The following is a 21,537-nucleotide window of genomic DNA, read 5'->3' on the forward strand; positions in this document are numbered from 1 at the left end:
AATGTAAGATGAGTATTTTTATTGGAGGCGCTTGGCCGTATGCAAATGGTTCGTTACATCTTGGACATATTGCGAGTTTGTTACCTGGAGATATTTTAGCACGTTATTATCGGGCAAAAGGTGATAATGTGTTGTATGTTTCGGGAAGTGATTGTAATGGAACACCAATTGCAATTCGGGCAAAACAAGAAGGTGTGACAGCGAAGGAAATTGCTGATCAGTATCATGAAGAGTTCCAGCGATGTTTCCGTAGCCTTGGTTTTACGTATGATTGCTATACACGTACAGATAGTGAGCACCATCATGAAACGGTTCAAAATGTTTTTTTACGTTTATTAGAAGAGGGACATATTTATAAAAAAACAGTGGAACAAGCATATTGCGAAACGTGTACACAATTTTTACCTGATCGTTATGTAGAAGGGATATGTCCGCATTGCCATGAAGCAGCAAGAGGAGATCAATGCGATGCGTGTTCAGCTATTTTAGATCCACTCGATTTGTTAGAAAAGAAATGTAAGTTATGTGGTAGTACACCATCCGTACAGAAAACAGAGCATTTCTATTTTGCATTGCATACATTTCAGGAGCAAATCAAAACGGCTGTAGAAAACGCCAAACAAACAGAAAGATGGCGCGACAATGCGATTCAACTAACAGAGAGATATGTAAAGGAAGGATTACTAGATAGGGCTGTATCACGTGATTTACCAATTGGGGTACCAATTCCAGTAGAAGGGTATGAAGATAAGAAAATTTACGTATGGATTGAAGCAGTGACAGGCTATTATTCAGCGAGTAAACATTGGGCTGAAAAAACAGGGGAAGATGATCAAGAGTTTTGGGATAGCGAAGCGAAAACATATTATGTGCACGGAAAGGATAATATTCCGTTTCATTCCGTCATTTGGCCAGCGGTATTACTTGGAATAGGGGAAGGAGCAATCCCGCGTCATATCGTTTCGAATGAATATTTAACAGTGGAAAAAAGAAAATTATCTACAAGTAAAAACTGGGCGGTATGGGTGCCTGACATATTAGAACGCTATGATCCAGATTCTATTCGTTACTTTTTAACCGTCAACGCACCAGAAAATCGCGATACTGATTTTTCATGGCGTGAATTTATTTACAGTCATAATAGTGAATTATTAGGTGCATACGGGAACTTTGTGAACCGGACATTAAAGTTTATTGAAAAATATTATGGTGGTATCGTGCCGAAAGGAAGTATTGATGTAGAGCTGAAAGATAAAGTAGAAGGATTATATAAACATGTAGGAGAGGGGATTGAGCAAACTAAATTCAAGGTGGCGCTAGAATCAATATTTGATGCAGTACGTTTTGCAAATAAATACTTTGATGAGAGGCAGCCTTGGAAACAAAGGGAGGATGATCCAGTTTCATGCGAAGAAACGATTTATAATTGTGTGTATCTCATCGCTAATTTTGTAAATCTTCTTGAACCATTTTTACCATTTTCAAGTGAAAGAGTTAGAAACACATTATCGATTGTGAACCGGAATTGGGAGCCTCAACATACGTTGCCAAGTAGAATTGATAGCGTGCAGCCACTATTTGAACGGATTGATGTGAAACAAATTGAGCATGAGGTAGAGAAATTATATGGAGCGGTAAAGTGAGATAGAGAAAAAGACCTTTCAAATACATGAAAGGTCTTTTGTTATGCAGTAGGATTCTCTTTCTTATCCTTTAAGAAGAACAGCACAGCAAGGATTACGAGAATAATAGCTGCAATATCATATGTTATTTTGAATGTGGTATTAAAGTTTAAGTACTCCACCAAAGGGGTTTTGACTGCTCCAGCATATATGCAAATAGGAATGATGAGCACATCGTAAAATTTCTTTTCTTTCATATATCTTATTAGGAAGAAGATACACATAATGGCAAAAAAGGCTACGCTTAAAATAGTCATTTATACCTCCAAATAGATTTGAAATTATACCACATTGTAACTTTATTTCCATTTATACGCAAGTTAATATTTTTAAGCACTATACACGCGATTACGTTTTTTTTCTTTCCTAGCTGTAAGAAGTTGAGGAGTGAAAATCCCAAGTAATATAACGATAATCCCAATCCACTGCATAAACGTTACGACTTCATGTACAAGTGTAATAGAAGCGATAATGGCCGTTGGTAATTCAGCTGCTCCTAGTATTGTACCAAGTCCTGTTCCTACTTTCGGTACGCCAATTGAAAAACAAATGACAGGTACGACAACACCGAACAAGCCGAGGAAGAAAGCATATTTCCATAGGCCAGCTTGCAAAGCACCGTCTGTTAAAAAGCTTGGTGGGAAGAATAGGCATACGATCAGAGTAGCGCTTGTTGTCATAAGAAAACTTTTCGTATAAGGCGGAACTTCTGTAGCGACACGCCCGCTTGCAAAAACATAGAATGAAAAAGAGACAGCGGCTAATAGTCCAAAGATAATCCCTTTTGTAGAAAAACTTTGTCCGAGGCCTTCAAATACACCGCCAGCAAACAATGTACCAGTAAATAAAATAATGATAGATATGACCTTTTCACGGCTCGGAAAAGTTCGATTTGCAATTGCTTCAATGACTACACCAATCCATGTGAATTGGAAAAGTAGGACGACAGCGATAGATGCTGGTAGTTCTTCTACAGAAATAGCGTAGAAGATACCGGTCATACTCATCGTTGTACCAACTGTTAGTAAGGAAAAGAATTGCTTTTTTGTTACTTTATGACGTGAAACGAAAAGAACGAGCAGGAGAAGACCAATCCATCCGAAGACATATTGTCCTCCTAATAGTTGATGTGCTGAAAATCCATCAATGAATCCGAGTTTGAAAATAGTTGAAAGTACGCCGTAGCTACAAGCTCCGAATAAAACGAGTAATGAATACTTAAATTTCTCCATGAAAATCCTCCTTTTAAATAATAAAAAACGCCCGCTATCCAAATAAGGATAACGGGCGAACGAAACAGAGTCATATACTCTACAAAATTCCGCCACTCATACGAAGTATGAATTTGGGGTATGAAATTGTAGTAGGTTTTTACATTGCTTTTGGGAATACAATAGAACATTTTACACCTTGAGGCGTGTTTTGTATCCCGTAAGGAAACTGATGTTTATCTAGTATTTGTTTTACAATGTATAACCCAAGACCACTACCTTGTACTAAGCCGTGTTTGTCAGGGTTTGCGCGATAGAATGGCTCAAATAAATGAGCAAGTTTATCCTCATCTATTTGTGAACCTGTATTTAATACTTCTAATGCGTAACCGTTTGGCTTTTCATAAAGCTTTATATATACATGCTGATGGTCAATTGTATAATGAATTGCATTTGAAATAATGTTAAAAATGGCAGTTTGAATAAATTTAGGATCAGCTAAAACTTGTACATCTTGTTTAATGTTAGATTGAACATTTAACTGCTTTACAGATACGAAATAATCTACTTTCTTCATAACATCCTCAATAATATTAGTTAATGAGATAACTTTTAAATCAGGTTTAAATTGAGGGTTTTGTATTTTGGATAATTCCGACATTTTTTCCGTTAATATGTTAATGTCTTGCATCATTTCATAGGAACGTTTTAAATATTTATCTCTATCTTTATAAGCTCCAATTCCGTGAATCATGCCATCTAGTTGTCCCATAACGGCTGCGATTGGTGTTTTTAATTCATGGGAAACCATAGACATAAATTCTTTACGAGATTGTTCTAATTGTTGTTCCTTTTTGAGTTCATTTCTTAAATCTTGATTGCTTGCATGTAAATTCTTCACTATATTTGGTACTTGTGAAGCAGCTACTTGTAAATTAAAATCTGTTTGATCCGTATTTTTGTTGAGTAGCTTTTTATCTGAGAAATCAAGATTCATAATATCTTTTAAAGCATCACTCATATATTGAAAAGGTTTAGCAATTAGTTTTGCATAAATTAAAGATCCGAGCAGAGATAATGCAAGCATTGTTGCGCCAATATGTGGAGCTAATTGCTGCAGTACATCTGTTAATTTTGGATTATCTTGCGCATCATTTGCTTTACTTGCTGCATTTTGTTTATGTAAGGCATCATTAGTAGCGACTTGCTTTTCCATTTCTGTAGATGGAGCAGAAGCGCTATTTTTCCCCGAAATATTTTGAGTATGTTCTTTTGCTTTTGCAGTTTGGCTAGGCTGCAAAAGGTGATTGATAGCTGTAGAGAGAGAATTATAATCTATAATAGCAGATTGGAAATTAAACATGTCCCCCTGTGATACAGCTTTATTTTGATTCGTTTTACTTTGGTCGTTTTGTTTATCTGAATCCGCTTGTTCTGTAGTATGCGTTCCATTTTCTTTCGCAAAACGTTCTTTATCGTAGTTTGAAGCTAAGAAGTAAATAACTTGATAAAGACAAAGTGATAAAAGAATACAAAATAATAAGGTTTTGATGAAAATATTTTTGGTGATGTTGTCTTTGCTACGATTCGATTTTGTAGCCAATGCCTTTCACCGTTTTAATATAAGGAATTCCTAATTTTTTTCGTAAGTTTTTAATATGTGTATCTATAACTCTTACATCACCATAATGTTCATAGCCCCATACCTTATTCAACAAATCACTTCTTGATAATACTTTTCCTCGATTTTGCAGTAAAGTATAAATAATTTCAAATTCTTTTGTTGTCAATTCAATTTGATTACCATGAACATAAGCGGCGTATGCTGTAGAATTTAACATCAATTCATGGAATTGTAGTATAGTCGCAGCTTCGGCTTCCTTCGTTGCTGCCCTTCTTAATACAGCTTCTACACGTTTAATAAATACGGTGTAATGGAACGGTTTCGTAATATAGTCATCAATACCTAATTCAAATCCTTTAATTTCACTTTCTTCATTATGTAAGCCTGTTAACATAATGATTGGTACATCAGATTGTCCTCGCATAATTTTACAAATACTATAGCCATCTATATCTGGTAACATCACATCAAGGAGGACAAGATCGTATGAATTTTTTTGGAAAAGAAGTATACCTTCTGTCCCAGCACCAACGACATCAACAGTAAAGTTTTGTGCCATTAGAAATTCACGAATTAGTTCTTGTATATCTGGGTTGTCTTCAATCACCAGTATATGCGTCATAGTAACACCTCCTAAATAACGCTTTTTACTGCAATATTCGAATTCATCATTTTTTCGATGACTCAGATTGTTTATACATATAATAAGCCCCCGCCATAAAATAATCATGAAAGTAGCAAGGGGAGTTGTTTAGTGAAACTGAATATTTAAGAATTACAGTAATTCTATTATAGTATGTATTATAAAATTTATAAAATATTATAACTGTATAATTTTAATATCCATGTTTATCAATGTTTAGATGTTACCTAACACAATCTATTCCTATTATATATGTAAATACAGTTGTTTTGCTACTGTAAATGAAGAAATAAAATAAGCCAAGACATAAAATTCTTGGCTACACGTAAATCGCGCTTTGAGGTTATTTTACAGTGACAGTAGCTTGCTGGGGAATACGCTCAAATAACCAGTGTATATCATTGTTATACATACGAATACAACCTAGTGTTGTCCACTTACCAATTGCCTGATTATTGTTCGTACCATGAATCGCATAAGTTGTTCCGTAAGTTCCTGCCATGTTTAGTCCGAGCCAACGGTCACCAAGCGGATTACGTGGATCGCCGCCTTTAATTTTGCCTGTGTAATAAGGACGATTTTTAATTTTATTTACGATTTGGAAAGTACCTTTAGGTGTAGGAGTAGATGCTTTTCCAGTAGCGACAGTAAAACTTTTTATGAATTTTCCGTTTTGATAATAATCCATTTTATTTAACTGTGTGTTTACAATCAGTTGATCTTTCGTTGTAGCTGCCTCAGCATTTGTGAATGGAATAGTTAAAAATCCTAATGATAATAGTGCGCCTAATAATAGTTTTTTCATTATATTCTCCTTTTTACTATTGTAATAGTCTTACATACAATGAATTTGCAATCCTCGTAATACTTTATTTACATTTTCATCTAATGTTTCAAAGAAAGTAGTAATTTTGGCATTGTGTTTGTTGTTTTTATCAATAAGTAATCTTTCATTTAATAAAAGTTCGCCATGTAGTCCAAAACTTTGAACTTGAATATTTAATTCATCTTCCGTTTCAGAAATAATTGGTAAGAAGTAGTGAAAAGCTTTCGTTGGAATGATGTAGCTTTTGCCAATCATGCTTTCTTGATTTGAATTAATCCATTTTTTCGTAACAATCTTAATGTTCTTTTTTGAAACGATAAAAGACAGTGTTGTAGACTTTGTTAAACTTACGTCAAATTCATTTGTTTCACATATGTGTAAATTAAAAACGGTTTCATTTTGGTGAGATTCAACATTTGTATTAATAAAATCGTGCATTTTATAAGCTTCCATTTCGTATTCACCCTTTTTTCAATTTCGAAAAGCGATTAATATTTATTCAAATTAATGTTTAGTCATATATTAGTTAAATTTTTAAACAAATTCCGATATAATCTTACAATACGTATATGAAGCTAATATGAAGTTCGTATGAGTTTGTAGTGGTTTTTTATTAAGAACAAAATATAACGATTTTTAAGTGTTAAAAAATGGATAAAAAATGCATATTAAGGCCCTGGTTTCTCACGTTATATACTTGTTAAGTTGTCTGAAAATGAAAGTAAATAAAGAACGGAAAAGTTTAGTGAGAGCCTTACAAAAATGTAATAAAAATGTAAGCTATTGTGATAGTTATTTCGACAATTTTTTTATACAATATTAGTAAGAAGTTGCACGTGATTGAAAGGAGAGATGACATGGAATGGATTCATGAATTATTTCAGCAATACGGGTACTATGTTGTACTTGTCGGCTTGCTGTTAGAATATATTGCACTTCCGTTTCCGGGAGAGCCAACGTTAGCATATGCGGGATTTTTAGCACATAAGGGTGATTTAAGTTTACCGATTTTAATTATCCTATCCTTCATTGGGACAAGTGTAGGAATGACGATCCAATACTTTTTAGGAAATAAATTAGGAATGCCCTTTGTTCAAAAGTATGGGAAATACGTATTTTTAACACAAAGAAAAATCGACTTAACAAGAATGTGGTTTGATAAGTATGGATACTTCTTGATTTTTATCGGTTTCTTTATTCCTGGTGTACGTCACTTTACAGGATACTTTGCGGGAATTATTAACTTACCGTTCCGCCGTTTTGCAATTACAATTTACTCAGGTGCTCTATTTTGGGTATCATTCTTCTTAATCGGTGGTTACTGGCTAGGTGGCAATTTACATGATATTTTTGGAGCGCTAGAAGGTCATATCGGTAAAATTATTTTTGGAGTGATTGCGATTGTAGCAATTACGTTAGGAGTTCGTTTCCGTAAACAGTTAAAACGAGCATTATTACAAAACGCAAGTTAATATGGAATCCATTCTATGTCAGAATTTAGGAAGGCAGTGCAGATGCACTGCCTTTTTTATTTTAATAAGTTTTTGTTTACCTGTTTAAAAATTTATAGATTATCTTGTCAATTATTAACGTCAAAATGACAATTATAATTGACAATAATAAGGATATTATTTACAATTTTATTTAAATAAATGAAAAAGAGGGAAGACATGAAGCTTCAAAATCGAGTGAGGGAATTGCGAGCAAAGCATCGTTTATCACAAGGGGATTTAGGGAAAGCGATTGGATCATCGCGGCAAACGATTAGTTTAATTGAGCGCGGGGATTATGCACCATCTATCGTATTATCGTTAAAAATCGCACAAATTTTCAATGTACCGGTGGAGGAAATATTTACGTTAGTGGAGGGGGAAGAGGATGATGAAGGGTAAAATGGGAGAACAATTTATTAGTTTTTGCAAACTCATATTAAGTATGGTAGGTGGCTTTTTTGCATCCTATATAGCTTTAGACTTACTCTCGGATGAACCGAGAAAATTATCACCCAATATATTAATAGGTGTATGTACTCTTTTTGGAATGATAATGATGTATTACACTTGGAAGAATACACGTATGTTAGCAGAGGCACGTGATGAAGAAGAGAGTGTACAAGGTAGAAAATTGGGGATTGTAATTATGTATTTACGTATAGGTGATATAGTTACGCAGGCATGGTTTGTATATGCAGTTATTGCATGTAGACGTGCATTCATGCATGATGCAAATGTTTCCTTCGCAATTTGGAACATGGTAGCTGCTACTGCTTTTACGATTATTATAGTGATCATTGGGATCATGGCGAGGAACCGTTATAACAAGCTTTACCCTGAACAAGGTGTAACGTATATGGAATCGATGGAGATGTGGAAGAAAAACGCTGATGAAGGATTAAAGCATATTGTGCATGAAGCTGGATATAAAGCGTACGAATTTACGAATAAAGTATTGGCATATGTGTGGTGGGCTGCCGTTATATATACAGCTGTTAGTGATATCAATTTCGTGTTGCTTGGTTTAATCTCATTTATTTGGATATTACATATCGGAAAATTCATGTATGAAATGCATAGAAAAATGATTTATTAAGGGGAGAAAAAGGTGGATATTTTAAGAAGGCCAGCTGGTACTATGACGGCGGCGTTAGTTTTGTCCATTTTATACGGAGTAATCCGAACTGGGAAATTAGAAGTAATTTTGAACCTATGGGCAATAGTTGGAATTTCATTGTTAGTATTAGCCATTCATGAGCTAGGGCATGTAGCATTCGGTGTAATAGGTGGTTTGAATTTTAAATTTATGACAGTAGGACCCATTACTGTTCAAAAAGAGAAGGGGAAAGTACGCATTCGAGAAAATAAATTATGGGCGTACTTTGGAGGCGTTGCAACACTAGTACCACCTTCTATAGAGACACCGAACCTTTCGAAAAAGTGGGCATGGCTTACTTTAGGTGGACCGATTACGAGTTTATTATTTGGTATTACTTCAGGTTACATATATATGGTGAGTTATTATCAATATCTTTTATATTTTTCCTTTTTCCATTTTGCAATCTTTGCAGTTACAATTGTGCCGATAAAAGGAACGCTTATGAGTGATGGTATGCAATTTCTTATTTTAATTAAAGATGATGAAAGAGCTAGAAATCATTTATATGAGATTCAAATATCGAGTGAGTTATTTAGTTATAAAAGACCGAGAGATTGGGATGAAAGATTGGTAGAACTGAGTGAGGAAAAAATAAAAGAGAATAAAGGGATAAGAGAGATAATGAGTAGACTTATGCTCGTCTTTTTGGCTCGTGCGGATCAAGAGGGAATGGAAAGAGCTGTACCGTATATAAAACAAATTGTTCAACTACCTGTAACGAAAGAAAATAAGTTTTTCGTTAGTAGTTTTCATAGTTGGTACCTTTTATATAAAGCCCTTTATGAGATGGATAGTCTTTCTTTAGAAGAAGCGAGGGAACATGGGAAGGCTATTACAAAAATGGACCTAAACGGATATTATCGCACACAAGGAATTATTAAATATTTAGAGGGCGATATGGAAGCATCTCGTACTTATATGAGGAAAGCTGATAAAGAATTGAAGAGCGCTGAGAAGAGTGGAATGGGATATTTACAATTAGAGAGAGAATGGTTTGAGCAGCTGAAAGAGAGGGTATCTTACGATGGGTGAGGTAACCTCTTTTTTCTATGTCGTCTTATGCCGTTCCATAAAAAGTGTGGGGCGAGTAAAATAAGATAAGAAGAGCAAAGCTTGGAGGAATTCTAGATGGAAATTTTAACGATTATTTTAATCGTCTTGCTCATTTATGTTGTTTTTAAAGTGGCATATGTAGCATTAAAAATACTCGCGATCTTATTAATTATCTTTTTAATCGTAGAGTTCGGCAGTAAATTGCTTGGGGGATAGGGTATGTTGAGCTTCTTGATTGTCGAAGAATGTCGGTAAGTCGATATTCTGTGTCGAACCGTCGATATAATGAAAAAATCGCTAATATAAGTGGAGAAATCGTCGATATATTTGAAAAATCGCTGATATAATCTGGTTGGTACTGGATGGGGTATATGGAAAAGAAGTTGCCGTGAGGGTAACTTCTTTTTATTGTAGTGGCGGGGTATAGAGTATAAATAGATTGCCGAAAATTGTCGGTAAGTCGATATCCTGTGTCGAATCGTCGATATAATGAAAAAATCGCTGATATAAGTGGAGAAATCGTCGATATATTTGAAAAATCGCTGATATATTCCGGCGATTACCAGATGGGGTATATAGGGAAGGAGTTGCTGTAGAGTAGCTTCTTTTTATTATGGTGACGGGGTCTGCAAACCAACATAAAAAAAGCTGGAAGAATCTCTTCCAGCTTACGAGTTACTTTCAATTTGGCGACCGTTTTCTTCTTCGTTGTCTTGTAATAGGTTGAATACATCTGCTAGACAGAATGCAATGAACCAAGTCCATAGACCGTGGAAGAAAGCTGAGCTTAATTGAAGTGGTAATGTATAGTTAGTCATTGAGTAGGAAATACATCCGCCGACAATTCCGATCATTGTTAATAACATTGTTTTTTGCGCATTTTCTTCTGGATTAAAGAGGAAGAAAATGTATCCACCTAAAATTGAAGCGCTTACAAGTGTTTCGATTCCATTAAAAATGATATTCTCTCCAAGCTGAGTGTTTGTCCAGAAGCAGATTGTTCCGCCGATAATAGCAAACAGGACAGCTATTGTATATCGTATATATTGATTCATATGTTCATCTCCTTATGTAATAAGATGATTTGGAAGTCAAAAAGGTAGGTATAGTATATTGAAGTGAGTTTTAATTGTACGTATCTTTTTATAAAAAGATCATTGAAGAGTAACTAAGATGATCGGTTATTTAAACCGTTACGTGTATGGTGTCTGAAATATACCTGACTGCTCGTTTCTTTTTGTTTGTAAAATATGAGAAACTTCCAAGTCTATATACTCTTTTTTTGTGAGTCTGTTTTCATTATAACACATTTAGAGACATAATAATAGAATTATCTGATTTTGTAATAAGTGTAAAAAATAAAAAACGCAAGGAAATACCATTAACGGTGCGGTTTAGTAGAAGAAGGAGTTTCATTTATTTTGATGAAATATGTAATCAAGGTGAGATCTAAGAAGGCTTAAATACGATAAAAAGTGTTTTATGGCATGCATGTAATGTAAGGGAGGAGAGTTAACTTGGAGTTCACAACAGAAAGATTAATAATTAGACCTTTTAAAAGTACTGATTTACAGGATGTATTTGCTATTTATAATAGTGAGGATACATGTAAGTTCCTATTACATAATAAGTGGACTCATGAAGACATGCAGGAAAGATTTAATAAGAAGATAGCAAACAATGCACTTACTAAAGACTCAATATTAAGTTTGGCGGTTATATACAAAACTAAGGTAGTTGGTGATTTATCCGTATGGTACACAAATATGAGAGACACTGTTGAGATTGGTTATAGTTTTTCAAATGAAGTAGCTGGGAGAGGTTTGGCAACAGAAGCAGTAAGTCGTTTGGTATTTAAATTATTTCATGAATGTAATGTACATCGTATACAAGCTAATCTTGATGCACGTAATACAGCTTCACAAAAATTGTGTGAACGAATAGGTATGAGAAAGGAAGCACATTTCATACAAGATTTCTGGAATAAAGATGAATGGACAGACAGTATTGTATATGGAATGCTATCCTCCGATTTGTAGTAATAAACTTAATGATTGTATTATGCTAAAAGGTGCGTGAGTTGAATAACAAAGGGCATCACATATAATATGTGATGCCCTTTCATGTATTGACCTTTTTTATATACGTTTGAAACGGCCGACAATTTCAACTGTTTCAGTAATGTTCATAAATGCTTTATTATCCACTTGACGGATAATGCGTTTCATTTCGCCTAACTCATAGCGAGTCACGACAGTGTAAATCATTTTTTTCTTATGGTTTGTATAGCCGCCGACAGCATCTACCATTGTCACGCCACGTATGCCGTGATGTAGTAGGGCGCTTTTTATTTCCTCGCCTTTTTCTGTAATTGTCATTATCGTTAATTTAATATGTTTCGTATGCACAGCATCGATCACTTTGCTGACTACAAATCGACTAATTAACGTATAAAGTGTAATATCCCATCCGAAAATAAATCCTGCTACAACAAGTAAGATTAAGTTGAATACAAATATGATTGCTCCAATTGAAACATCTCGATATTTCGCTACAATCAATCCAACAACATCAAAACCACCTGTTGAAGAAGCAAATCGGAATATGATTCCTGAAGCTGCTCCGCAGATTACACCGCCGAATACAGAAGATAGTAAAATATCGTCTGAAACTTGGTGTACAGGGATAATGTTCATCGCTAACGATGATACAGCTACAAAGTACGCTGTTAAAAAGGTTGTCTTCTTGCCTAAGTAAAAGTGACTTAAAATAAGAAGAGGAATGTTTAGTAAAAAGATAAGTGCACCGATATTGTAGTGCATTAAATAACCGATAATCATCCCTACTCCAGCGAATCCACCGCTAATCATGTTATGCGGGATAAAGAACATATTCATAGAAATTGCATACAAAATAGAAGCTACGAAAATAACAACCAACTGTATGATAAATTCTAAGTGAAATGTTTTAGCTGCTGGGAAGGATAAAAAGGCGGTGTCGGGAACGTAATCGGCGTCTCCTAGTTGACCCATAGTATGTTTCATCTCCATATTCATTTTTGATTACAAGAAGAGAATAAAGGTTTTTTCAAAAACTGGCAATAGTTTTATTATAATGCAAAAATTTTATAAATTTCTAATAAATCAAGCCTATTCATTGATGTGTGTGAATATACTAAAGAAAGCGAATACAATGTTTCTTAATTATTATTTTCTTGAGAAAATATGCAAAATACTTTTTTGACGATAAAAGGAAATAGAGAATGTTTGCCGAATGTGCTAAAATGACCTTATTAAGGATGTGAAGCGATGGAATTTTTATTGCAGGATGCAATTCTATATATATCGTTTGTAACGACAGCACTTTGTTTATTAGAAGTTTTCTTCCTTGCTAACGTTTCTCGCTTTGTGCGTCAGCAAGCATCGAGCGGTAGACAAAGAGCATTTGCGTTAGTTGATACATGTGAAGATAGTGCGGGGAATGTACCGCTATTTTCTATTTTTTATAAATATGGAATGATTCGTTCTGTACGCAGACAAGAATCAAGTGAAGAGAATGACGAGGTCGGTCCGTATACACCAATGTTTCGCTAAATAATTACGAAACATTGGAGGAATGAACATGTTAAAATCATACCGAGCTGTGCTCGTTAGTTTATCATTATTACTTGTTTTTGTTTTATCTGGTTGCAGTAATGCAACACCAATTGATGCACATAGTACGGGAATTTGGGATCATTATTTTGTATATCCAATCTCGTTTATGATTCAATTTGTTGCTCATCATATACCGGGAGCTAGCTTTGGGATTGCTATCATTATTATGACGCTCGTTATTCGTTCAGCAATGATTCCATTAGCTGTTTCGCAATATCGTAGCCAAGCGAAAATGAAGAAAATGCAACCTGAATTGCAGAAGTTAAAGCAGAAATACGGTGATGTAAGCAAAGATCTAGAAAAACAAAAACAGTATCAAAAAGAAATGTCAGAACTAATGAAATCAGGCGGTTGGAATCCACTTGCTGGTTGTTGGCCAATCTTTATACAAATGCCGATTTTCTCTGCTTTGTATTATGCGATTAGCCGAACAGAAGAGATTCGCACATCTTCGTTTTTATGGGTGAACTTAGGACATGCAGATCCTTATCATATATTACCGATTATTGCAGCATTAACGACATTTATTCAAATGAAGGTTTTCCAATCGAATATTACACCTGGAGAACAAGTACAGATGCTAAAGATGCAGCAAATTATGATGCCGGCAATGATTTTATTTATGGGATTTGCGGCACCATCAGGTCTTGTGTTGTACTGGATAACAGGTAACTTATTTACAATGACACAAACAATTGTATTAAGAAGAATAATGGAACGTGAAGAATTACAATTACAAAAAGCATAGAATAACGCCGCTCATCATGAGCGGTGTTTTTTTGTTAAGTCGTTAAGGAAATGTTAAGAAACCAACATTACTATAGGCGTTGTATACGAAAGTGTACATGCATTAGAAATATGAAGGAGGAAATTTCCTATGAAGAAGAAAACAGTTGGGTATTTAGCGATTGCAGGTGCGTTATCATTCGGAATCATTGGGGGAGTCGGCATCCCGGCATTCGCGGCAACGAATACTCCAGCAGTGGATCAGTCTGCAAAAACGGCGAGAAAAGATTTAGATGACGCTACAAAACAAAAAGTAAAAACGATTATGAATGATACAAAGAAACAGTTGGAGGAGTTAGGTGTAAAGCTTCCAGAGAAAGAAAAACGTAAAGAAATGTTTGCGGGATTAGATGATCAAACGAAAGAAAAAGCGAAATCAATTTTAGAGCAAGAAAAGTCTGGAAAATTAACAAGAGAACAAGCAAAAGAAGAATTGACAAAACTAGGAGTGAAGTTGCCGGAAAAGGGTAAACAGAAAGAAATGTTTGCGGGATTAGATGATCAAACGAAAGAAAAAGCGAAATCAATTTTAGAGCAAGAGAAATCCGGAAAATTAACACGTGAACAAGCGCAAGAAGAATTAACGAAATTAGGCATGAAAATGCCGGAGAAGGGTAAGCGTAAAGATATGCTTGCTAACTTAGATGAACAGGCGAAAGAAAAAGTGAAGTCAATTTTTGAACAAGTTAAGTCCGGCAAATTAACGCATGAGCAAGCAAAAGAAGAATTAACGAAGTTAGGTGTGAAACTCCCAGAGAAAGAGAAGCATGAAGAAATGTTTGTGGGATTAGATGAGGCAACAAAAACAAAGGCAAAAGAGATTTTAGACAATGAAAAGAAACAATTAGAGGCATTGAATGTTGATTTACCGCACCATAAGTTTTTTATGAAAAAAGATGAGAAATAATTGAATGAATTCGTATCTTTCGTGTGGGCAACCGGAAGGTACGTGCGAGGACCGATTTCTGTCAGCAGAAATCGGTCCCTTTTAATGATTTAATAAAATTTTTTTCATAGTTAGTATGTATCCAAAGACGCAGTAGAAGATTGCAAAACCGATAAATACTTCTGTATATTGATATTTGCCTAATACATAGAAGGAAACAGCTGGTATAATAGCTACCGCTAAAATGCTATAACCAGGATACTTGTACCGATGCATGATAGCGAATAGAACAGAAAGAAATGTAGCGATGATACAAAAAACAGCAATCATTATTGGTGCACCTCCTATATGAATTATACCGTTTTTAGGGAATTAGAGAAGTGTCGTAAATTCTGTTATAATATAAGAAGAGAAAAATTTCGTATGTTATATAAAAAATATATTGATTTTTTCTAACAATTCAATATAATGAACAATAACTACAAAATTCGACATCAAGAAGTGATGATGAGGACACGATCAATTTTTTACGATTCTCAGAGAGGGAAGCCTTTGGCTGTGAGCTTCCTAATACGAAAAAATAGATTACCACCTCTGAACTGCAGCAGTGAACGAACATTTAGTAATTGCTTGCCGGCAAAAACCGTTATTTTAGACTTGAGAAATTGGTGAAGTGTGTTACTTTGCGAATTGAAACAAGGGTGGAACCACGAATATAACACTCGTCCCTTTTTTAGGGAGGAGTGTTTTTTTATTTCATTTTTGCATCACACTAGAATTGGAAGGAGGATAAGAAGCATGCATCATGATGAGAAGAACAAAATTGGTTTAACGGTAGCACTTTCTATCGTAGTAGGAACGATCATTGGGTCTGGTGTGTTTATGAAACCAGGCAGCGTATTAGATTACTCGGGGAGTTCTAATATGGCGATTCTTGCTTGGATAATTGGTGGTCTGTTGACGTTAGCAAGTGGTTTAACAGTAGCTGAAATTGGAGCGCAAATCCCGAAAAATGGTGGGTTGTATACGTATTTAGAGGAGATTTATGGAAGCTTTTGGGGATATTTATCAGGCTGGATGCAAACGATTGTGTATGGGCCAGCTATTATTGGAACGTTAGGGTTATACTTTAGTTCTTTAATGATTAATTTTTTCTATTTAGATAAAGTATGGAATTTACCAATTGCGATCGGAACAGTTGTGTTCCTTGGCGTTGTAAATAGTATGGGAACAAAATACGGAGGTATCGTTCAAACGATTACGACAATCGGAAAGATGATTCCAATCGTATTAATTGTTGTGTTAGGTTTTTGGAAAGGGAATAGCGACATCTTTAACGTAGTTGTGCCGATATCAGAAAATCAAAGTATCGGGATGGCAATTTTAGCAACGTTATTTGCTTATGACGGTTGGATTTTACTTGCTTCGATTGGTGGAGAAATGAAGAATCCAACAAAGCTATTACCGAAAGCAATGACAGTTGGGATTTTAATTGTAACAGCTGCTTACGTATTAATTAATTTGGCGTTATTGAATGTATTACCAGCAACGCAAATTGTAGAACTTGGAGAAAATGCAACAGCGACAGCTGCAGGAATGCTACTTGGAGAATATGGTGGGAAAATTATTAGTATCGGTATTATCGTTTCTATTTTCGGTTGTTTAAATGGAAAGATTTTAACGTTCCCACGTATCCCGATGTCGATGGCAGAACGTGGACAACTTCCATTTGCTAAGTTTATTGCGAAGGAAAGTCCAAGATTTAAAACACCAGCAAATGCGATTACTGTTGAAATCATTTTAGGAATTATTTTAATGATTATTAGCGATCCGAATAAGCTATCTGAGATTTCCGTATTCATTATTTATATTTTCTACGTAATGACGTTTATCGGTGTCTTCATTTTAAGAAAACGTAATAAAAATAAAGAGCGTGCATACAGTGTACCGTTATTCCCAATCGTACCAATCGTTGCGATTTTCGGCTCGCTCTTTGTAATTGGTAGTGCCATTATCAATGATCCGGTAAGTTGTTTCTTATCAATTGGAATTGTGTTTACGGGGCTGCCGGTATATTGGTATTTAAATAAGAAGAATAAAAATGAAGTGTCATGACTGAAGGGTAGGCGTATAATGCGCCTACCTTTTTTACTGTAAAAAAATTGTACTTGTGTTCAACTTCTATTTTGGTTACTATAATCGTAGTAACCAAAATAGAAAGCGTGGGGAAAGACTTGAATTTTCGTGTGTATATTTTAGCTATCGCGGCTTTCGTAGTCGGAACGGTTGAGCTAATTATAGGAGGAACGCTCGATTTAGTTGCCAACGATTTAGGTGTATCTATTAGTGCAGCTGGTCAGCTTATCACAATATTTTCAGTAGTATTTGCTTTATCAGGTCCTGTTTTACTAGCTTTAACAGGGAAATTTGAAAGAAAAACATTGTATGTTGGGGCATTATCAATTTTCTTAATCGGAAATATTATTTCAGCATGTAGTGTGAATTACGGGATGTTAATGTTCTCAAGGGTGATTTGTGCGGCGAGTGGTTCGCTTATTATTGCACTGTCAGTAACACTTGCTTCTAGCGTTGTAGAACCGCATTTTCGTGCGCGTGCAATTGGAATCATTTTCATGGGGATTAGTGGGTCACTTGTACTTGGAGTACCGCTTGGCCTTGTACTCGGAAATGCATACGGATGGCGTGCACCATTTGTACTCATTTCGATCTTAACAGTTATAGCAATCGCTTGTATTTCATTATTCTTAACGAAAGTACCACCGAAATCGGTATTATCAATAAGAGAGCAGATTGCTACGTTAAAAGATAAAAAAATCGTCAGTGCACAGTTAACGTCATTCTTATTTTTAACGGGTCATTTAACACTATATGCATATTTAACACCATTTTTAAAAGATGTTATGCATGTGGAAGCGAATTGGATTAGTGTATTTTACTTCATCTTCGGAATCGCAGCAGTAATTGGGGGCGGCTTCGGAGGTTGGCTTGCTGATAAATGGGGATCGAAGAAAAGTATTATTTCAATTATTATCGTATTTGCGTGTGCGATCTTCCTATTGCCGATGATGACATTCTCATTCCCGCTGTTCATTATTATGATGGGACTTTGGAGTATGCTGAGCTGGGCTATTTCGCCAGCACAACAAAATTATTTAATTGAAATTGCACCGGAATCAGCTGGTATTCAGCAAAGTTTAAATAACTCTGCCCTTCACTTAGGAATTGCGCTCGGTTCAACAGTAGGCGGAGTTGTTATTGAGAAATCGTCTGTTATATATAATGCTTGGGTAGGAGGCGGCTTTATTATATTAGCGCTGCTTTGTGCGATTTTCTCGATTACGAGAGGACGTTCTACTCAGTTTGCGAAGGAAGAATCTATCGTTTGATAGGTTCTTTTTTATTTGTAAAAAATTGCAGGTTTTAGTAGAAAGGTAGAGAATTTGTATGTAGCGAGGTGATAGAAAATGGCATATGATTTAGTCGGAGTGATACTTAGCCTTATACCAATATTTGTGGTCGCGTTTATTTTTAGATGGGTTCGTTTCATCTATCAAAATTCAGAGAAACAAGAGGAGCAAAATGAGAAGATTATTGAGCTGTTGATGGAGATAAAGGAACAAAATGAAAAGGAGTCTAGGTGAACAGCTAGACTCCTTTTTTGTATGCAATTAATATCTCAACTTCATCAACAAACTCTTAATTTCCTCATCTTCCATAAAGAGATCATGGTGTTTCTGGGTAATCTTTGCAAGTGCAACGTCATGATAGAAAAATTCTGTAAAGAACTTTACGAAAGGTTGTGACATTGTTTTCATTGCTTGCCATGACTCTTGCTCTACACCAGCAAATAAAATTTCGCGGTCGTCAACGATGAGCAGTAAGTATCGCTCTAGCGCGTTAGGCTCTTCCGCTGGGATTAGAAAATGCATATTTTCTAAGTCTGTTTCGACTTTTCCAACTATAAGTGATTCGGTTTTGACGCCTTGTTTTGCTTTTTCTTCTAATAACGGAAGATATTCTAAAAGAGTATCATTCCAAGCTGAAATGCGAATTGATTCTTTTGCACTTTCGATGAGCTCTTTACTTTGAACGCGAATAGAAGATTGCATTTTTAAGCTCCATACACGGTCATCTGTAAATGATTTTTTCGATATAGTTGTCTCCAATTCTTTAATATTGGATTGAAATTCTGTCGTTAATTTTTCAATTGCTAGCTTGAGTGGTAATGCTGTATACATCTTTTTCTTCTCCGAAACAGAATCCATTACCATTCCTTTATCGATTAGACGTGCAAGCACTTCATATATTTTTGCTTTTGGCACGCCAGAATGCTTCACAATCGTTGTAGCATCTAATGGTTCGTTGCTTGATACGACAACTTCGTAAGCTTGGCTTTCATATTGTGAGAAACCGAATTTTTGTAACATAGTTCCCTCCGAACGAATGAGATTATAGTTTAAGGATAATGAACTATTTGTTTTTGCACAAGTGGTAGTCAGTTTTCTAATTGTATTAAGGTGAGAATTAATTTCAATTTTTTAATTTTATCCATTATACTTAATATAGTGATTAATATGATTACAATACAACAAGAAGGGTAATTAACTGTTACGATTTATTTAACAAATTATAACGAAAGTTAATTAAATATATCAGTAAGCCCTGCTAGTCAAGTGATTGGCTAGTAGTGAGGGTTAACTGCGGGCAATCCCTAAAGCTGATTGAACTACAACGTGGCTAGAAATGGCGAGCGTGAATGTCGCGAAAGCAGAAAAAATCAATCAGATGGTGCAAGGTTAAACCCTAAACACTAGAACAATGGGTCTTCCGCATCGAATCATCTAAGTCAAAAGTGATAAGATGAACGTTCAACGACTATCTCGTATAACTGACGAGAGTACACCACAAGCCTATGGTGGTGGAAAAATCCTCTATCTCTAAGTAGATAAACATATAGTCTGCGCTCATGTGAAAACATGAGAAGTTCATAAGAGAACTGGCTAAGGAATTGCGCCCTTAGTTGAACAAGATAAATTTGATTGAATCTATCAAACTTCATTGATTTTATCGAACGTACGTGCTATGTTTGGTTCGATGAGGTGAGAATAATAATGAAATTTTCACGAGTTAGTCAAGTATCAGAATTAACAGGTTTGCATCCGAGTGGTCTCAGGAGAATGCTGGTGGAACACGCTACGATTCAGAAGAACAAATCTTTCATTAAAGGAGTTACATTCTGATGATATTGGCGAAGAAAGTTAGACTGATTCCAACGCCTGAACAAGAAAAAGTGCTTAGAAATCATGCTGGTGCTGCAAGATTTGCTTATAACTATTGTAAAAGAATGAGTGATAGATACTATAAGCTATTTGGAAAATCTGTTTCACAGTTAGCTTTACAGAAACGATTTACAAAGATTAAGAAGCGAAAGAGGTATGAGTGGTTAAAAGAAATCAATGCACAAGTTCCCAAACAGGCTTCAAAAGATTTTGATACGGCGAGAAAACATTCGTTCAAAAAGTACAAAAATGGTTATCACACTTCTTATAAATCCAAAAAAGATTTAATCCAAGGATTTTATGCCAATTATGAAAGACTGGTTATAGGAAAGAAAGTCGTTCATATTCAGTCTATTGGAGAAGTGAAAACAAGCCAACAACTACCAAGGAATAAAAAACCATCCAATCCAAGAGTTACCTTTGATGGTCGTCACTGGTGGATTAGTGTAGGGTTCCAAGAAGACTTTGAATCACAAGAACTAACGAATGAGTCGATTGGTGTGGATGTTGGTTTAAAAGAACTTTTTGTAGCTTCTAATGGTATGAAAGAACGAAATATAAACAAAGATGCTAAGGTTAAAAAACTTTTGAGAAGGAAAAAGTCAGCGCAAAGAGATATGTCTAGGAGATTTAAAAAAGGTGTAAAAATTCAATCTGCCGGATATGAAAAAGCGAAAGCTGAGCACCTGCGGTTATCTAGGAAAATTATGAATATCCGAAATAACCATATCCATCAAGCAACAGCTAAATTGGTGAAAACCAAACCAATGAGGATTGTTGTGGAAGACTTATCTATTTCGAACCTGTTAAAAAACAAAAAACTATCGAAGGCACTTTCCTTTCAAAAATTAAACTTCTTCTTTCAATGTTTATCATACAAGTGCGAGAAGTACGGCATTGCGTATGAAAAAGCTGATAAATGGTTCGCCTCAAGCAAGATTTGCTCATGTTGCGGCGTAAAATACGACCATTCGGTTCAACCAGAAGGACAGTGGAGTTTAAAGATTCGTGAATGGCGTTGTGCTTCATGCAATAGCTATCACGATAGGGATGTAAATGCTGCGATAAATTTATCAAGATGGGTAAAATAAATGCTTGATAATAGGAGGTAACGATACTGCCTCGTGTGGAGTGTTATACCCCTCGTCCCTTCGGGGTTGCGAGAACACGATGAAGCACTAACTCGTGTAAATTTGATTGAATTGTATAGATTTAGTT

25 protein-coding genes and 1 other annotated feature are annotated in these 21,537 nt (G+C 35.3%); of the genes, 15 read left to right on the plus strand and 10 right to left on the minus strand.

What is annotated here, in order from left to right; translation table 11 throughout:
• Nucleotides 1–8 precede the first annotated feature (8 nt).
• Complete coding sequence (gene metG / locus BAQ46_RS15775; RefSeq protein WP_071742136.1) at nucleotides 9–1,643, plus strand: methionine--tRNA ligase; 1,635 nt, start codon at nucleotides 9–11, stop codon at nucleotides 1,641–1,643.
• 41 nt (nucleotides 1,644–1,684) lie between these two features.
• On the opposite strand, the gene BAQ46_RS15780 is transcribed toward metG, so the two are convergent.
• The 6 genes from BAQ46_RS15780 to BAQ46_RS15805 form a co-directional block, all read right to left on the minus strand.
• Entirely contained in the window at nucleotides 1,685–1,939 is a 255-nt protein-coding gene (locus BAQ46_RS15780) for a hypothetical protein (RefSeq protein WP_000154152.1), read from the minus strand.
• A gap of 72 nt (nucleotides 1,940–2,011) precedes the next feature.
• Complete coding sequence (locus tag BAQ46_RS15785) at nucleotides 2,012–2,914, minus strand: EamA family transporter (protein ID WP_061131777.1); 903 nt, start codon at nucleotides 2,912–2,914, stop codon at nucleotides 2,012–2,014.
• Nucleotides 2,915–3,053: 139 nt separating this feature from the next.
• Nucleotides 3,054–4,496: a sensor histidine kinase gene (locus BAQ46_RS15790; RefSeq protein ID WP_071742137.1), complete on the minus strand. Its 1,443-nt coding sequence runs from the start codon at nucleotides 4,494–4,496 to the stop codon at nucleotides 3,054–3,056.
• Nucleotides 4,474–5,139 carry a response regulator transcription factor gene (locus BAQ46_RS15795; protein WP_000148833.1) on the minus strand — a complete coding sequence of 222 codons (666 nt, stop codon included), beginning with the start codon at nucleotides 5,137–5,139 and terminating at the stop codon, nucleotides 4,474–4,476. The genes BAQ46_RS15790 and BAQ46_RS15795 overlap by 23 nt, the downstream gene beginning before the upstream one ends.
• A 364-nt stretch (nucleotides 5,140–5,503) precedes the next feature.
• A complete protein-coding gene (locus tag BAQ46_RS15800) occupies nucleotides 5,504–5,965 on the minus strand; it encodes a L,D-transpeptidase (protein WP_000734937.1) in 462 nt (153 codons plus the stop codon).
• Between the two features lie 30 nt (nucleotides 5,966–5,995).
• Complete coding sequence (locus BAQ46_RS15805) at nucleotides 5,996–6,439, minus strand: DUF3978 domain-containing protein (protein ID WP_000388752.1); 444 nt, start codon at nucleotides 6,437–6,439, stop codon at nucleotides 5,996–5,998.
• Between the two features lie 404 nt (nucleotides 6,440–6,843).
• Here BAQ46_RS15805 and BAQ46_RS15810 point away from each other — a divergent pair, with 404 nt between their 5' ends.
• The 5 genes from BAQ46_RS15810 to BAQ46_RS15830 all read left to right on the plus strand — a co-directional run bounded on the left by BAQ46_RS15810 (nucleotide 6,844) and on the right by BAQ46_RS15830 (nucleotide 9,907).
• The gene (locus BAQ46_RS15810; protein WP_000454757.1) at nucleotides 6,844–7,458 is read left to right on the plus strand and encodes a DedA family protein; all 615 of its coding nucleotides are present in this window, start codon (nucleotides 6,844–6,846) and stop codon (nucleotides 7,456–7,458) included.
• 198 nt (nucleotides 7,459–7,656) lie between these two features.
• A complete protein-coding gene (locus tag BAQ46_RS15815) occupies nucleotides 7,657–7,878 on the plus strand; it encodes a helix-turn-helix transcriptional regulator (RefSeq protein WP_071742138.1) in 222 nt (73 codons plus the stop codon).
• Complete coding sequence (locus tag BAQ46_RS15820) at nucleotides 7,865–8,575, plus strand: DUF3169 family protein (protein ID WP_076868489.1); 711 nt, start codon at nucleotides 7,865–7,867, stop codon at nucleotides 8,573–8,575. The genes BAQ46_RS15815 and BAQ46_RS15820 overlap by 14 nt, the downstream gene beginning before the upstream one ends.
• Before the next feature lie 42 nt (nucleotides 8,576–8,617).
• Nucleotides 8,618–9,670 (plus strand): zinc metalloprotease, encoded by a 1,053-nt coding sequence (locus BAQ46_RS15825; RefSeq protein ID WP_071742154.1) that lies wholly within the window; start codon nucleotides 8,618–8,620, stop codon nucleotides 9,668–9,670.
• 96 nt (nucleotides 9,671–9,766) lie between these two features.
• Nucleotides 9,767–9,907 (plus strand): DUF3985 family protein, encoded by a 141-nt coding sequence (locus tag BAQ46_RS15830; protein WP_000404784.1) that lies wholly within the window; start codon nucleotides 9,767–9,769, stop codon nucleotides 9,905–9,907.
• A gap of 452 nt (nucleotides 9,908–10,359) precedes the next feature.
• Here BAQ46_RS15830 and BAQ46_RS15840 read toward each other — a convergent pair whose 3' ends face one another.
• Nucleotides 10,360–10,746: a DUF3938 domain-containing protein gene (locus BAQ46_RS15840; RefSeq protein WP_001077770.1), complete on the minus strand. Its 387-nt coding sequence runs from the start codon at nucleotides 10,744–10,746 to the stop codon at nucleotides 10,360–10,362.
• A 462-nt stretch (nucleotides 10,747–11,208) separates the two neighbouring features.
• Between BAQ46_RS15840 and BAQ46_RS15845 the strand changes: the two genes are divergently transcribed.
• A complete protein-coding gene (locus tag BAQ46_RS15845; protein ID WP_071742139.1) occupies nucleotides 11,209–11,730 on the plus strand; it encodes a GNAT family N-acetyltransferase in 522 nt (173 codons plus the stop codon).
• A 99-nt stretch (nucleotides 11,731–11,829) separates the two neighbouring features.
• On the opposite strand, the gene BAQ46_RS15850 is transcribed toward BAQ46_RS15845, so the two are convergent.
• Complete coding sequence (locus BAQ46_RS15850) at nucleotides 11,830–12,723, minus strand: YitT family protein (RefSeq protein WP_000530037.1); 894 nt, start codon at nucleotides 12,721–12,723, stop codon at nucleotides 11,830–11,832.
• A gap of 276 nt (nucleotides 12,724–12,999) precedes the next feature.
• Between BAQ46_RS15850 and BAQ46_RS15855 the strand changes: the two genes are divergently transcribed.
• The 3 genes from BAQ46_RS15855 to BAQ46_RS15865 all read left to right on the plus strand — a co-directional run bounded on the left by BAQ46_RS15855 (nucleotide 13,000) and on the right by BAQ46_RS15865 (nucleotide 15,040).
• The gene (locus BAQ46_RS15855; protein ID WP_000394930.1) at nucleotides 13,000–13,284 is read left to right on the plus strand and encodes a hypothetical protein; all 285 of its coding nucleotides are present in this window, start codon (nucleotides 13,000–13,002) and stop codon (nucleotides 13,282–13,284) included.
• Between the two features lie 28 nt (nucleotides 13,285–13,312).
• Complete coding sequence (gene yidC, locus BAQ46_RS15860) at nucleotides 13,313–14,095, plus strand: membrane protein insertase YidC (protein WP_071742140.1); 783 nt, start codon at nucleotides 13,313–13,315, stop codon at nucleotides 14,093–14,095.
• Nucleotides 14,096–14,224: 129 nt separating this feature from the next.
• Entirely contained in the window at nucleotides 14,225–15,040 is an 816-nt protein-coding gene (locus BAQ46_RS15865; protein WP_071742141.1) for a hypothetical protein, read from the plus strand.
• Between the two features lie 81 nt (nucleotides 15,041–15,121).
• On the opposite strand, the gene BAQ46_RS15870 is transcribed toward BAQ46_RS15865, so the two are convergent.
• The gene (locus tag BAQ46_RS15870) at nucleotides 15,122–15,349 is read right to left on the minus strand and encodes a hypothetical protein (RefSeq protein WP_000562242.1); all 228 of its coding nucleotides are present in this window, start codon (nucleotides 15,347–15,349) and stop codon (nucleotides 15,122–15,124) included.
• Between the two features lie 165 nt (nucleotides 15,350–15,514).
• Nucleotides 15,515–15,752: a binding site (T-box leader), on the plus strand.
• 65 nt (nucleotides 15,753–15,817) lie between these two features.
• Here BAQ46_RS15870 and BAQ46_RS15875 point away from each other — a divergent pair.
• The 3 genes from BAQ46_RS15875 (at nucleotide 15,818) to BAQ46_RS30680 (ending at nucleotide 18,681) form a co-directional block, all read left to right on the plus strand.
• Nucleotides 15,818–17,134 carry an APC family permease gene (locus tag BAQ46_RS15875; RefSeq protein ID WP_061131772.1) on the plus strand — a complete coding sequence of 439 codons (1,317 nt, stop codon included), beginning with the start codon at nucleotides 15,818–15,820 and terminating at the stop codon, nucleotides 17,132–17,134.
• A 107-nt stretch (nucleotides 17,135–17,241) separates the two neighbouring features.
• Nucleotides 17,242–18,426: an MFS transporter gene (locus tag BAQ46_RS15880; protein WP_116777237.1), complete on the plus strand. Its 1,185-nt coding sequence runs from the start codon at nucleotides 17,242–17,244 to the stop codon at nucleotides 18,424–18,426.
• Between the two features lie 78 nt (nucleotides 18,427–18,504).
• A complete protein-coding gene (locus BAQ46_RS30680; RefSeq protein ID WP_071742143.1) occupies nucleotides 18,505–18,681 on the plus strand; it encodes a hypothetical protein in 177 nt (58 codons plus the stop codon).
• Between the two features lie 27 nt (nucleotides 18,682–18,708).
• On the opposite strand, the gene BAQ46_RS15890 is transcribed toward BAQ46_RS30680, so the two are convergent.
• Nucleotides 18,709–19,467: a TrmB family transcriptional regulator gene (locus tag BAQ46_RS15890; protein WP_000939491.1), complete on the minus strand. Its 759-nt coding sequence runs from the start codon at nucleotides 19,465–19,467 to the stop codon at nucleotides 18,709–18,711.
• 684 nt (nucleotides 19,468–20,151) lie between these two features.
• On the opposite strand from BAQ46_RS15890, the gene BAQ46_RS31395 reads away from it, so the two are divergent.
• Together BAQ46_RS31395 and BAQ46_RS15895 are read left to right on the plus strand one after the other, a co-directional pair.
• Complete coding sequence (locus BAQ46_RS31395; RefSeq protein WP_000672782.1) at nucleotides 20,152–20,280, plus strand: hypothetical protein; 129 nt, start codon at nucleotides 20,152–20,154, stop codon at nucleotides 20,278–20,280.
• Nucleotides 20,280–21,410 carry an RNA-guided endonuclease InsQ/TnpB family protein gene (locus BAQ46_RS15895; RefSeq protein WP_071742144.1) on the plus strand — a complete coding sequence of 377 codons (1,131 nt, stop codon included), beginning with the start codon at nucleotides 20,280–20,282 and terminating at the stop codon, nucleotides 21,408–21,410. The genes BAQ46_RS31395 and BAQ46_RS15895 overlap by 1 nt, the downstream gene beginning before the upstream one ends.
• The last annotated feature ends 127 nt before the right edge of the window (nucleotides 21,411–21,537 follow it).

Origin of the sequence: Bacillus paranthracis (genome assembly GCF_001883995.1) — a bacterium.
Taxonomy (GTDB): domain Bacteria; phylum Bacillota; class Bacilli; order Bacillales; family Bacillaceae_G; genus Bacillus_A; species Bacillus_A paranthracis.